Source organism: Okeania sp., assembly GCF_035285525.1.
Classification (GTDB): domain Bacteria; phylum Cyanobacteriota; class Cyanobacteriia; order Cyanobacteriales; family Microcoleaceae; genus Trichodesmium.
The window spans coordinates 1-14,217 of the sequence record NZ_JAYKGW010000171.1 but is presented as its reverse complement, the minus strand read 5'-3'; the positions used below and the strand labels follow the sequence as shown (position 1 = coordinate 14,217).

Sequence of the window (14,217 nt, the reverse complement as noted above, 5' to 3'; positions counted from 1 at the left end):
GACTACTTATTCTATAATTCCCATATCTCCTGACTTCTGACTCCGTCCTCTTACTAAAAAACTTTTTTCAACAAATCCTATTTATTATTCAGATTTTTAACTTAAAAATTATGCGTTTTATTGGTTTAACTGGTGGTATTGGTACAGGAAAAACTACTGTCTCTAATTATTTGCATCAAAGTTACCAGTTTCCCGTTTGGGATGCAGATATTTATGGGCGGGAAGCTGTACAACCTGGTTCACCAATTTTGGGGGATATAGTAGAACACTATGGTCAAAATATTATTTTACCTAATGGTAACTTGGATAGGCAACAATTAGGAGAAATTGTATTTAACAATCAAAAAGAATTACATTGGTTAGAACAACAGATTCATCCTTATGTTCGTCATCGCTTTGAAGAGAATATTAAGTATTTTATCATTAAAAATAGTGAATTTAACGATAAAACCTTTCAACAAATTACTTCCTATCAAACTACTTCTCAAAATTCTACAGTAGTATTAGTAATACCACTACTGTTTGAAGCTAAAATGACTGATTTAGTAACAGAAACTTGGGTGATATACTCTACACTCCAACAACAAATAGAAAGATTAATAAAACGTGACCGCTTAACAGAAAAACAAGCTTATACCCGAATTAATAATCAGATGTCCTTGGCAGAAAAATGCGAAAAAGCGGATATAGTTGTGGATAACTCCTCTACCTTAGATATTTTATTGAAGCAAGTAGATTCAGCGATCGCTTACCAGCAAAATAATTCAGTTTCTGGCCGAAAAAAGAACTTAAATTAATAGAAAATTTATCACCCCTTTTATCCTGATCAAGCTGCAAAAGTTCTGTATTAGGAAGTAGAAACTCCTTGTATGGCAAATGGAAAAATCCCATGAGTATCTGCTTATATATTGATATTTCCATTATAAATTCTATGATGGTCTACCCCAACTTCTGCAGCTGTGAATCAAATAATTCATCCTTGAATATCCAAAAGTTTTTAACTCCAGTTGGAATATTTGGTGATGAACGAGGTAGTGGACGAGGTGAAATCTAGTTTAATATAGCTTTTTGCATTTCTCTGATAAAATACATTGAAAATAGCTATTAGCTCAAATCAAAAATATTGATTATCAAAGATTTCAATTTTCTTAGTGTCCTCCTACTTTTTTATAGTGTTGTAACTATAAAGTTCACTTTAATTAACAAATTCCAGGTACTTCCCCGAATCAAATTGATTTAACTATCAATTAGATTGTTATAAGAATCTGGAATTAATTTTTTGGGATTTTTTAGGTATGGAGGGAACCGGGAACCGGGATTATAAACTAACTTCATTTTTGATTTAATTCCTACTTGTGAAACCTAGTTTTTTCACCACTTTCTGACTCTTTAAAAAGGGAATAGGGAACGCTTAACTGGGAACAGGTATGGAGGGAATAGGGATTATAAACTAACTTCATTTTTTGATTTAATTCCTACTTGTGAAACCTAGTTTTTTCACCACTTTCTGACTCTTTAAAATAATTTTTTTGTTAATAGCTTTTTTCGTAGTCGCGATCGCCAACACTCCGACTACTTTAATACCTCCTTGTTGCAAAACCTCTATGGCAGAATTTACCGTTGCACCAGTTGTATAAATATCATCTACCAATAAAACGGAAACGCGGGGACGACAGTTACGGAAATATTTCCCCACAACAAAAGCATCCTTAACTGTCTCCACTCTCTCTCCAGGAGACAAACCATATAATGCTTGAGTCTGCTTCACTCTTGCTAAAGCATTGCGCCGTATCTGCAAACCTGTGGCTGCACAAAAACTATTGGCCAATAGTTCCGCTTGATTAAAACCTCGTTTCCTCTGCTTTTTTTTGTGCATAGGAATGGGTACAACCACTACTCGATCAAGGGTTGCCACTGGAGAAGCTAACCACCCATCTGCTAACCAATATCCTAGAGGTCTTGCTATTTGTGGGTTATCTTCATACTTCATGGCAGCGATCGCTCGTTTGAGACTATCTTTGTATTGACCCCAAATAAATATGGGTACTTCTCCAGAAAATATTTCTCCTCCACCAGAAAACTGACAGCGCCAAACTTGTTCTTCGCAATATTGACAAAACTCTCTGTTTGCTGATCGCTGACAAAGAGGACAATTAGGTTTCAGGAATATATTGAGAAATGGTTTAAGGATTGTTCTCCAGATAAATTTAATCATTAGGGTTTAGGGAGTAGGGAAAGGAGTAGTTAGGGTTGCTGAAAAAGTATCAGGACTTACGCAAACCAGAAATCTCAGAAACCCGGTTTCTATTTGAAATCTGATAGCTGATAGAAGGTGGCAATATACCCCCATACACAAAACTATTAAAGTCCTCAGTGCATTTATGCAATGCCGAAAAAAAACAAGACCTGTAAGGGTTTGGAGACCAAACCCCTACTAATATCAACTTTAATATTTTAACGATAGAAATTGTTTAATCTATTTACCATGTTATTCCTGATAAATAAAACTGCTACATCCCAATAGCGATCGTCTGCATCTTTAATATCGCACTTGATTTTCCATTCTCCATTATCTACTATAGGCATGAGCGTTAATGCTGTTGCTTTGTGTTTCTGCTTTGCCCCACAATTAAATCCGGCAATAACTGCCGTCCATTCTGATGCTGCATATCCGGTTTTAATAGTGGGATTGCCATTTACCTGATAAATTTGATATTCCATAGGTTTTTGGGTTGTATTAGTTGTGTTATCAGTTGATGTGATGTCAGTTGTTTCTGTGGTTGCAGTTTCCCCACTCTCATCATCAGTTGATGGTGTATCAGTTTTCTCAACTTGATCAACTTGCATTATTTCATTAATCTCTTCTAGAGACAACACTCGACCATAAATTCGTAGATGAGCAACCTTACCATCATAAAATCCATCACCAGCACCAAACTTCGCCTGAGTAATTGAATTTATTGGTTTATTTTTATCTGTACCACTGTGCCATAAAGTACCATTGAGATAGATATTCATCTCTCCAGTGATCACATTTTTTGTGAATACCCAGTGAGTCCATTTATCTTGAAAATCAACAGCTTCAGCTAATTTTTCTATTCTGTCAGAAATGTTATCAGAAGTAGAGGTATTTCCACAATCAAAATAGATGCAACTATTTGACGAAGGCAAATGAATATTTACCACATAATGATTATTTTTATCTACTGCACAAAGAAGAGAATTTGTTTTAGGTAAAGACTTACCACCATTTGCCCAAAAACTAATAGTGATTTCATCTCCTTGAGGAATACTTGTTGCCGACAGTTCGATATAGTCATTTACCCCATCAAAGTTTATACAGTTGCCGTTGCCAACACTGGTATCCACTACAGTTCTTGCCCCATGAACTTTAGCATTAAGCTTTTTCCCGGAAATATCAACAACTTCTTTTTCTTTAGCTGCATTTTCGACTATTTCATTTAGTGGTAGATGCAGTTGTAAACCTCGATTTATATTTATTGGTGGTGGTGTTCCATCCACTTCCATCACTTCGTTGATTTCTTCTGGTGATAAAACTCGGTCATAAATTCGTAGATGAGCTACTTTACCATCATAAAATCCATAACCAGTACCAATTTGCACCTTTGTAATTGAAGTTATTGGTTTATTTTTACCCTTACCACTTTGCCATAGAATGCCATTGAGATATATATTCATCTCTCCAGTGGTAACATTCTTAGTAAATACCCAGTGAGTCCATTTATTTTGAAAATCAACAGCTTCAGCTAATTTTTCTATTCTGTCATAAGTGTCATCAGAAGTAAGGGTATTTCCACAATCAAAGTAAATTTTACTATCTGACCAAGGCAAATGAATATTAACTACCCTGTGATTACTTTGATCGTATGTAGTTATTATTGAGTTATTTTTAGGTAAAGACTTACCACCATTTGCCCAAAAACTAATAGTGATTTCATCAGTTTGAAAAACAGTTGTTGTAGACAGTTCAATATAATCATCGACCCCATCAAAGTTTATACAGTTGCCAAAGCGATCATCTGCTACCATTGTTGCACCGTTGACTTTACCGTTGAGTTTTGTTGGTGAAACATCAACAACTTCTTTTTCTTTAGCTGCATTTTCTACTATTTCATTTAGTGGTAGATGCAGTTGTAAACCTCGATTTATATCTATTGGTTGATCTTGAGGAGTTGCATCAATTTTACTTGTAGAGCTGGTATTGCTAGCAACATAAATATCGTGTAAATCGTTAGGTCTTACACCTTGAATCTTTTTCTGTTTGAAAGTAAGAGTAATAGATACATAACGTTGGTTGCTTGGTAACTCAAACAAACCTAGTCCTGTACCTGTACCACAAGAATAACCAGGGTTGGGTGGAGTTGGACACAACTCTTGTTTACCTTGAGAGTTTTTACCAGAAATAGTTTGAGTAGCTGTATCTAAAAATATCCGAGCATTATCACCTTTACCAAGACTTCCACTATTGAATAATTTCCAATCACCTAAGTTAAGTTCACTACCATCTAGAGTTGTTGCTGCGACTTTTATGGTTGTGTCTCCAGCTTTAGTACCATTGAAGAATCTTGATATAGCCAAATAGGTATCACCAGAGGTTGCACCATCAGTTACTTTGGAACCTGCTGCGGAAGCTTTATATTTACTAAAATCTAGGGTGATAGAATAGTTATTTTCCTTTCCCATTGTTCTGATTTGAGGCATAGTAGCAGTGATGCTTTTTACCCCACCTGTTAAGCTAAATTTATCTTCTATTTCCCCAGATAAAAATTTATTTTCAGTAATGGGAATATCACCATTTGGTTTTCCTTTCCAACCAGCGTCGTCATAGTCTATTTGATTATAAGTAATACCTATTTTACCACCTAAACCATCAGGGATTTCTACAGTTTTGCCAAATCCTGGGTAGTTATAATCAGTAGTATTCCAGAATGTAATATTTTTAGTAGCTACTTCAGACACCAATTATTCTCCTTAGTTCTGACTTTATTAATAGGGAATTTTACCACTCATTAAATTGTTGATATGGTTAAATTTTATGAAGAGTTTTGAGAAATTTTCTAATGTAAGGAAGGAGGAAGAAGGAAAGACCTTAATTTTTACACAAATGATACCAACAACTCTAATATTAGGCATGAACGCTATTGGTAGTGGAGTGTTTCATCTAAAACTGTGCATCAGGAAGGCTAAGTAGGGGTGGGTTTTTCACTTAAATTAACGACTTTCAGCTAAAAACTCAATAAACCCGCTCCCAATAATACAATATTTTTCATCAACAGTAGGGGCGGGTTTTTCAGTTAAGTTAATGATTCTCGTCTAGAAATTAAATAAACCCGCTCCTACAGTTCTATTGTGTGAGGGCGGGTTTATGTAAATATTAGGGTAAACATGAAAATCTCTGGGGAAACCCGCCCCTACATTTCTATATATTAGATAAACCCGTCCCCAATAATAATGTGTGAGGGCGGGTTTATGTAAATATTAGGGTAAACATGAAAATCTCTGGGGAAACCGGCCCCTACAGTTCTATATCACCCCTCCAGCATTATTAATTATTAATTATCAAGCACTCCATTGAGGAAAATATCAGCTAACCCTTCTGCCATTTTTTGCATTGCTTGGGGAGAAGCATCGGGTTCTAATAAAGTTTTTTGACTAAAACCAGCGATCGCAAACATTCCTAAAAATACTCGCGCTACCAATTTCGGATCCATTTGCCGATATACTCCCCGTTCCATGGCTGTGGCAAAAAAAGCTTCGGCAACATCGGTCATTTTTTCAATAACTTCCGATTGAATTTTATCCATCAATTCTGGATGAAATTGTGCTTCCAAAAAACAGACTTTCATCATATCTGCATTTTGACTAATATTTAACATCCGGCGACGCATCACTTGGGCAACAGCTTTATAGCTAGACATTTCACTTAACTCTGTTAATAAATCTGTGAGAATTTCCACCCATCCTGCTGTCGCTAATTCTATCAAAATTGCTTTTTTATTAGTAAAATGACGAAATAAAGTACCCTCCCCTACTCCCACTTCTTTTGCTAAATCGCGAATTGTTGTACCATCATATCCGTATTTGGCAAACAATTTTTGAGCTGTTTGCAATATTCTAGTTCGTGTTGTTTTTTCTGGAGTTCGGCACTGAGTGAAAACTTTCATAAGAATTAATATTTTGAGTTTATTTTAACTGCATAATAATATCATGTCTGGTTGAATAGTTAAACTTTGGAGAAAGAAAGGTAGAACCCAGAAGGGAAAGAAAGGGTAAAGGGAAAAAAGTTTTTTATGACTGATTATCCGGACATGATATAATAACTTGATTATGGAAAAATTTAAGTATTAATTAATAAAAAAAAATTTATATAGGAAGTAGGGAACAGGTATGGAGGGAACAGGTATGGAGGGAATAGAGGAAAGTAAATGATAATTTATAGATAAGAATTGATTCCCTGTTTTTTCTTTTTGCAGATGTCTATTATATTATTAGCCAAATTACAGGAAATATAATATAATCTTAAGTTATTAATTGACTAAATTTTACCATTTATTATGCTGAAATTTCCAATTTGGTGTCAAAAAATAATTACTACTAATTTAGACAAGGCCAAACTCCAAAAGCGATCACTTTTATTATGCTTTTGTTTAATTGCTATAAGTTTATTTTGGCTTGGATTTCCTGGTCATACAGTCTTAGCTAAGGAATCTATTCCTGACCAAAAAATCTCTATCAAACCCTATTTAGACCGAGTAATTAAAGAAGTAACAGAATTTCGCCTCGAAAATGGCATGAAATTCATCGTTCTCGAACGACACAATGCTCCGGTAATCTCCTTTCTCATTTATGCTAATGTGGGTGGAGTAGATGAACCAGACGGACAGACAGGTGTAGCTCACTACCTAGAACATTTAGCTTTTAAAGGCACAAGAAAAATTGGTACCAAAGACTATGAGGCAGAAAAACCAGTTTTAGATAAATTAGATCAAATATTCGCACAGATTCAGGAAGCAAGCAAGGATGGTGACACCCAACAAGTTGCTCAACTGAAAGCAGACTTTGAACAAACTCAAAAGCTAGCATCTGAATATGTCGCTCAAAATGATTTCTCAAAAATTGTCAAACAAGCAGGAGGAGTAGGATTGAATGCTGCCACCTCCGCTGACTACACCCAATACTTTTACAGTTTACCTGCCAACAAATTAGAGTTATGGATGTCTTTGGAGTCAGAAAGATTTTTGGAACCAGTATTTAGAGAATTTTATAAAGAAAAACAAGTAATTTTGGAGGAGAAGCGATCGCGCACCGAAAATTCACCTGTTGCTCAAATATTGGAAAAATTACTCGCTCAAGGTTTCCAAGTACATCCTTATGGTCGCCCAGTCATTGGTTACACAGAGGATCTACAAAATTTAACTAGAGAAAATGTTCAGGATTTTTTTGATACTTACTATGTTCCTAATAACTTAACTGTAGGGATAGTTGGAGATGTTAATCCCAAAGAAGTCAAGAAATTAGCGAAAATATATTTCGGTCGCTATGCAACCAAAGCAACACCACCAGAAGTCAATATTGTGGAACCCACCCAAACTGAAACCAGGGAAATAACGATGAAGTTACCATCTCAACCTTGGTATTTAGAAGGTTATCATCGACCAGGAATAAATCATCCCGACAATGTGGTTTATGATATGATTGTGAGTATTCTGAGTAATGGTAGAACTTCTCGCCTATATCAGTCGCTGGTTGAGGAACAACAAATCGCTCTTTCCGCGAGGGGGTTTAGTGGTTATCCGGGAGATAAATACCCACACCTAATGTTATTCTATGCTATAACTGCTCCTAATAATGATGTTGATGAAGTAGGAGCAGCTTTGCGAACAGAAATAGAAAAATTGAAAACGGAGTTAGTTTCTGAGTCAGAGTTAGAGCGGGTAAAAGCTCAAGCGCGGGCAGGTTTATTACAGTCTCTTGATTCTAACATGGGTATGGCATCAGCTCTGGTGGACTACGAAGTGAAAACAGGTTCGTGGCAAAATTTATTTAAAGAGTTGGATAACATTAATGCTGTCACTAGAGAAGATATTCAGCGTGTTGCTCAAGAAACTTTCGTGGCAGAAAACCGGACTATTGGGAGATTACTTCCCAAGTAGGGTTTGCTGAAAAAAGCAGAGTGTGGGGAGTGTGGGGAGTGTGGGAACTGTGGGAAGATGAAGGCATTTTTCTACTTTTTTTCCCTATTTTATTTCTTAATTCCTGACTTCTGATATCATGTTCGGTTGAATACTTATCAATAACTGTTGTGAGGAGTCAGGAGTCAGGAGTTAACCCACCCCTAACCCCTCCCAGGAGGGGAAGTAAATAAGGAATAGTATTAATAATTTCAGTATTTCTTTGACAGGTGTCGGCAGGTGTCAGTCCTTAAACTTTATTATAACTGATTATCCGAACATGATATGACTCCTAAATCCTGATTCCTGTGCAAAAAAACCGCATCTTTGCTAAGTATTAAAATTTTTAGTCTCTAAAATTTCTTTAATTGCGGCAAAAGGGTTGGAAAAAAAATAATTTCAGGTTCAGGAAAACCACTCGCTTTGTAAGTAGTTCTAATTGCTGTTTCAACTTTTTCTCAATCGATAACTTGGGTCAGTTTTGCTATTGCTTTCCACTTTTATACATACTTTGAAAGCAATATTTCTTGTTCTGGGGATAACTCGGAGAAAACCTGTTTTTGCATCTTACTAACACGTCTTAGCATAATTTTAAGAATAGTCTTAAAGTGCTGAACTTAAATTATATCCTAAGTTATAGTATCAGGACTTACGCAAAGCCAGCATATCTAGTAGGAGTTCCCCTACATATTGTGTATGATTTAATCTTTTGCGTAAGTCCTGAGTATAATAAAACCTCTAAATTTGTCATCGTGGGGTCCCATCGCTTACGTCTTTGATCATCGCGGGGTCGTAACACTTGGGTCTTTTATCATCGCAGGGTTACGGTGAAATGGTATAAAAATTGGTTTGTAAGCATGGAATAAAGAGGGTTTTTAATTAATTGAGATGCACCCAATCTATCGGACTAGCAACCTAAACTACCTTTTCAAAGTTCTAAAAAACATTTACAATAAGGTGGTTGATGTCAGAACAGGTCCATTTGAATCAAGATTTTAGAAACTGATGAAGATTATGATTTCTTGATAGCAATAGAGTCCTTCTCCCAGCGCTTGAACAAAGCATTACAAAAAGGAATTGCATTACCTCCGGCCCAGTATGGTAAGATATCATAAAACCCCATCAGGTTAAATTTATATTTTCTCAGAAATTCTTGGATTTGAGAGAATTGGGTGTGATGAGTGTCCTCTTCCCGGAATGTTGTTTCGATATAGATATATAAAATCCGGCCAGAGTCTAATGTTTTTTCTGCACCCTTTAATACATCAGATTCAAAACCTTCAACGTCTATTTTGAGGATGTCAATCTGCTCTATTTTCTGTTCTTGGTTAAGAAAATCGTCAATAGTTATCAACTTTACTTCCTGTGAGGTTATCTCACCTTGTTGACGAATCACTAAAGAGTTTTGGCCTGACTTACTCCCAATATTTATAATTCCAGAGCCGTTTTCTGCAGCTAATGCCATGTTGTAGCAATGAATATCTAAATCATTCTTAGTTGCTTCCTTTAATTGAGAAAAAGTTTTATTGACTGGCTCAAAAGAATACACTTTAGCATTTGGGAATCTCTTTCTATATGAAAGACTCATAACTCCAACATTAGCACCAACATCAAAAATTGTATTTACATTTAATCTAGGCGATACTCTAGCTATATCCTCTTTATGATCGCATCCAAATGGTAAGTTTTCTATATTGTAAATAAAATATCCTTGAGACTCCAGAACATTTTTAACCAGCTTTTTTAACATATTAATGTCCTTATTTGACGATAAAATAGCCTTTACTACAGATAATATCAAGGATAAATATCTACTTCTTATCTGAATCTTCATCAGACTAGAAGATAAAAAGTCTCCTTGATGATTATCATCTCTAAATTTCAACTTTAAATCCGGATTATTAGTTATTTTCCTTGTTTAATAGATTTGTGCCGATTTTCAAAATAATAACTGAAATGAACATGAATAGTCAAGCTGATACTCCTGTGAATACTGACAATTATTTATTAAGAAGTGTACATACAAATAATTTCCCCCATATTTTAGACCAGTTAGGTATATCTTTAGTTGTTTCTACCTATCAAGCAGGTAAATTAATCGTATTGCGTCCGGATAATGGGGTAATTAATACTCATTTTCGCTCTTTTAATAAACCGATGGGATTAGCAGTAACTAAGGAAAAAATTTCTATGGGAACTGCTTATCAAATTTGGGATTTTCGTAATGTTCCAGCAGTGGCAGAAAAAATCGAACCTATTGGTAAACATGATGCTTGTTATTTACCTAGAAATATTCATATAACTGGAGATATTGATATTCACGAAATGGCTTGGGCAAAAGATGAATTATGGTTTATTAATACTCGTTTTTCTTGTCTTTGTCACCTCGGTCATCCTAATAGTTTTGTTCCGAAATGGAGACCTCCTTTTATTACTGGATATGATTTAACAGACCGCTGTCATTTGAATGGATTTTGTTTGAAAAATGATCTGCCAAAATATGCGACAGCTTTAGGAGAAACTGACACTTCAGCAGGGTGGAGAAAGAATAAGGCTAATGGGGGAATTTTAATAGATATAGAAACAAATGAAATTTTAATGCGGGGTTTATCTATGCCTCATTCTCCGAGATGGTATCAGGAAGAATTATGGTTATTAGAATCGGGCAATGGTAGTTTAGCAAAGGTTGATTTAAAAGAAAGAAAATTAGAAACTATTGCTAAGTTACCAGGGTTTACTCGCGGTATAGATTTTTGGGGAGATTTAGCATTTATTGGTTTGTCTCAAGTTCGAGAAACTGCTGTTTTTACGGGAATGCCTATTACTGAACTTCAAGAAAGAATTTGTGGGGTTTGGGTGGTGAATATTTTAACTGGAGAAACTATCGCTTTTTTAAGGTTTGAAGAGGGAGTTCAAGAAATATTTTCTGTGGCAGTTTTGCCAAATATTCGATTTCCAGAAATTATTGAATGGGATGAAAATTTATTAGCAAGTTCTTATGTTTTGCCCGATGAAGCTTTAGCAGAAACTGTTAAACCAATTTCAGAAATAGCTATGGCGGAAACTTATTTAACTAAAGGAAATGATTTATATGAAAATGGTAAGTTAACAGAAGCGATCGCTACTTATCAAGAATGTTTGAAGTTACAACCAGATTTAATTAAAGCTAAATATAATTTGGGTGTAGCTTTAGGAGACAATGAAGAATATGAATCAGCAATTGATATTTTACAACAGGTAATTAATACAGAGCCAGATAATGCTGATGCTCACAATAGTCTTGCTTATGCTTATAGTCAAAAAGGTGATTTAGAGGCAGCTATTAAACATTATGAAAAAGCAATTTATCTCAACGGTAATTTTGCTAAAGCACATTTTAATTTAGCCATGACATTATTAAAAAATGGAGATTTAAAAAGGGGATTTGCAGAATCTGAATGGCGCTGGAAAACATCAGAATTTACTCCTTTTCAATGCCTTCACCCTCGATGGCAAGGGGAAGATATTAGCCAGAAAAATTTATTAGTTCATACTGAGCAAGGAGCAGGAGATGCTATTCAATTTATTCGTTATATTCCTTTAGTAGCAAAACGTTGTCAAAGTATTATATTAGTATGTCCGCCAGAATTAATTCCCCTATTTAAAAATATCCCAGAAATTGATAAATTAATGCCACCAGGAGAACTAAATTTATCAGAATTTGATACCTATATACCATTAATGAGTTTACCTCATATTTTCGACACAACTTTAGAAACAATTCCTAACAACATTCCCTATCTAAAATTAACAAATAATAATTATATAAATCTTGCCAATACTGAATATAAAGTAGGGATTATTTGGGGAGGTAATCCTACTCATAAAAACGATGATAATCGTTCCTGTAAACTAACAGACTTTTTACCGATTTTAAAAACACCAGAAGTGAAATTTTATAGTCTGCAAAAAGGAGAACGTAGCCAAGAATTAAGTCAACTTCCCAATAACATTTACATAGAAAATTTAGGTTCTGAGTTAAATAATTATGCTGATACAGCAGCAGTAATAAATCAACTAGATTTAGTCATTACTGTTGATACTTCTGTGGCACATTTAGCCGGAGCATTAGGTAAAAATGTCTGGACTTTATTATGTTTTAATCCTGACTGGCGTTGGTTACAAAAAGGAGAAAAAACTCCCTGGTATCCAACTATGAAATTATTCCGTCAATCTCAGTTGAGAAACTGGCAAGAAGTAGTTGCAAAAGTTCAGGTGGAATTGTGGAAAATTGTGGCTAGAAAATGATAAGTTGATGGTGTATTATATCATGTGCGGTTGAATAATTAAACTTTGGTGGAAGGAAGGCAGAAGGGAGTTATGCTGAGGGCAGAAGCTTTTCTACCATTTTTACCTTAATACTATACACGCTCCGATGCTACCGGACATGATATTATTATGTGCATTGTCATTATACTTCTCCCAAAAAGAGGGAATGGGTAATAGGAAGAAGTAATTCATAATTTATGAATAAGAATTGATTTCCTGTTTTTTCTTTTTGGAGATGTCTATTATATTTTTTATAAACATGGTAATGGGAGTATTTTTCTCCCTTAGCGGATAAGTTAACCCATTTAAAAATAGACATCTTCAAAGAAGAAGTATGGAGGTTGGCAATGGGCAATAGAGATGAGGTTTATGGGAATATTTTTTCATCTTTTCGGTGTATTTCTTGTATCTACAGAAGAAAACTTTGTACCTCAAAAATTTAGTCTTAGGCAAAGATACTAAGTTGCTTCTATAATAATTCTAAATAGGTTGCGACCAGTCAAAAAGTAAATCAAAAAACTGAAACTTTTACCTGTTCCCTATTCCCTAAAATCAGAAATTTTGTACCTCACAAGTATAGGAACTGCTATATAATAAAAGGAAAGTTTAACGAGAAAATAACTTTCACTTTCAAATGAAAATTAAATATCCAATTAATCTCCATAAAGGAACAACTTTCATATTTGTATTAGCACTAATGATAGCCTACCAAAACTTTACTTTAGGACCTTGGGTTTATCTAGCTCTACATGGTACTTATGGAATTTTATGGTTAATAAAAGATCGTATCTATCCAGACAAACAATGGGAACAAGAAGTTACTATATTCGTAGTCATTATTAGTTTTGGCTTATTATCTTTATATTGGGTAGCTCCCTACATTTTAATTAGTAGTAGAACTGAACCTCCATTACCTTTAGTAGCTGCTGCTATTTCTCTGAATATTTTTGGCATTTTCCTTCACTATAGTAGCGATGCTCAAAAATATTATACTCTTAAATATAAATCAGGTTTAATTACAGAAGGATTCTTTGCCCGTTGCCGAAATACAAACTATTTAGGAGAGATATTTGTCTATATTCCTTTTGCAATGTTAACTCAACATTGGCTACCTTATTTAATTTTAGGATTATTTATTGCCTTAGTCTTTATTCCTAATATGTTTAAAAAAGATAAATCTCTATCTCGTTACCCAGAATTTCCAGAATATAAAACTAATTCTGGTTTAATTATTCCTCAACTATTGGGTAATAATTATCTTAACCAAGAAACTCAAAAACTTAGTGATGAAAATAGTTAAAGTCTTTTTTTGGTGCATCTCAATTTTGAATATATCCAAAAAATTACCGTTTTTAGGAAATAGGAAAAAAGTATTTTGGAAAATATGAGATGCACCTGTATTTTTTGAATAACGAAAAAGAATAAATATAGTAATTCTATTTTATTCCTGTCAAAAATATTACTGCTTTTTAGGGAACACTTAACTGATGAAAGTTACGGTTCCCGATCAATCACTTTTTTGATTTACTTTTTGATTTATCACAACCTATTTACGCTTTGCTGAAAAAGTCTTTTAGAAAAGGGGAAAAGTCAAGATTCAGGAGTGATAATTTAAGGGAACTTAAAGGATGGAGTCAGAAGAATAATCCGTTAATTTTTCTATCAGGTTTTAGCTTTTAATCCTAGATTTTTAAACCGTTTATACCTAAAATATTGC

The 14,217-nt window shown here is 34.5% G+C and carries 8 protein-coding genes; 4 read left to right on the top strand and 4 right to left on the bottom strand.

Annotated features, from left to right (window positions below; genetic code table 11):
- Positions 1–110 precede the first annotated feature (110 nt).
- Positions 111–797: a dephospho-CoA kinase gene (coaE, locus tag VKJ25_RS16295; protein ID WP_324237691.1), complete on the top strand. Its 687-nt coding sequence runs from the start codon at positions 111–113 to the stop codon at positions 795–797.
- Positions 798–1,468: 671 nt separating this feature from the next.
- On the opposite strand, the gene VKJ25_RS16290 is transcribed toward coaE, so the two are convergent.
- The 3 genes from VKJ25_RS16290 to VKJ25_RS16280 form a co-directional block, all read right to left on the bottom strand.
- Positions 1,469–2,215, bottom strand: a complete 747-nt coding sequence (locus VKJ25_RS16290) for a ComF family protein (protein ID WP_324237690.1) — start codon at positions 2,213–2,215, stop codon at positions 1,469–1,471.
- 239 nt (positions 2,216–2,454) lie between these two features.
- Complete coding sequence (locus VKJ25_RS16285) at positions 2,455–4,980, bottom strand: LamG domain-containing protein (RefSeq protein WP_324237689.1); 2,526 nt, start codon at positions 4,978–4,980, stop codon at positions 2,455–2,457.
- Positions 4,981–5,573: 593 nt separating this feature from the next.
- Positions 5,574–6,185, bottom strand: coding sequence for a TetR/AcrR family transcriptional regulator (locus tag VKJ25_RS16280; RefSeq protein ID WP_324237688.1), 612 nt, complete (start codon positions 6,183–6,185; stop codon positions 5,574–5,576).
- A 390-nt stretch (positions 6,186–6,575) separates the two neighbouring features.
- On the opposite strand from VKJ25_RS16280, the gene VKJ25_RS16275 reads away from it, so the two are divergent.
- Positions 6,576–8,174: a M16 family metallopeptidase gene (locus VKJ25_RS16275; protein WP_324237687.1), complete on the top strand. Its 1,599-nt coding sequence runs from the start codon at positions 6,576–6,578 to the stop codon at positions 8,172–8,174.
- Positions 8,175–9,204: 1,030 nt separating this feature from the next.
- On the opposite strand, the gene VKJ25_RS16270 is transcribed toward VKJ25_RS16275, so the two are convergent.
- Positions 9,205–10,077, bottom strand: a complete 873-nt coding sequence (locus tag VKJ25_RS16270; RefSeq protein ID WP_324237686.1) for an FkbM family methyltransferase — start codon at positions 10,075–10,077, stop codon at positions 9,205–9,207.
- Between the two features lie 71 nt (positions 10,078–10,148).
- Between VKJ25_RS16270 and VKJ25_RS16265 the strand changes: the two genes are divergently transcribed.
- Together VKJ25_RS16265 and VKJ25_RS16260 are read left to right on the top strand one after the other, a co-directional pair.
- Positions 10,149–12,479, top strand: a complete 2,331-nt coding sequence (locus VKJ25_RS16265; protein WP_324237685.1) for a TIGR03032 family protein — start codon at positions 10,149–10,151, stop codon at positions 12,477–12,479.
- 655 nt (positions 12,480–13,134) lie between these two features.
- On the top strand, positions 13,135–13,800 hold the full coding sequence (locus tag VKJ25_RS16260) for a DUF1295 domain-containing protein (protein WP_324237684.1): 666 nt from the start codon (positions 13,135–13,137) through the stop codon (positions 13,798–13,800).
- Positions 13,801–14,217 lie beyond the last annotated feature (417 nt).

Coding starts and splice junctions, on each gene's coding strand:
- VKJ25_RS16290 (WP_324237690.1), bottom strand. CDS start 2,215: ATGATTAAATTTATCTGGAGAACAATCCTTAAACCATTTCTCAATATA.
- VKJ25_RS16280 (WP_324237688.1), bottom strand. CDS start 6,185: ATGAAAGTTTTCACTCAGTGCCGAACTCCAGAAAAAACAACACGAACT.
- VKJ25_RS16260 (WP_324237684.1), top strand. CDS start 13,135: ATGAAAATTAAATATCCAATTAATCTCCATAAAGGAACAACTTTCATA.
- VKJ25_RS16275 (WP_324237687.1), top strand. CDS start 6,576: ATGCTGAAATTTCCAATTTGGTGTCAAAAAATAATTACTACTAATTTA.
- VKJ25_RS16265 (WP_324237685.1), top strand. CDS start 10,149: ATGAACATGAATAGTCAAGCTGATACTCCTGTGAATACTGACAATTAT.
- coaE (WP_324237691.1), top strand. CDS start 111: ATGCGTTTTATTGGTTTAACTGGTGGTATTGGTACAGGAAAAACTACT.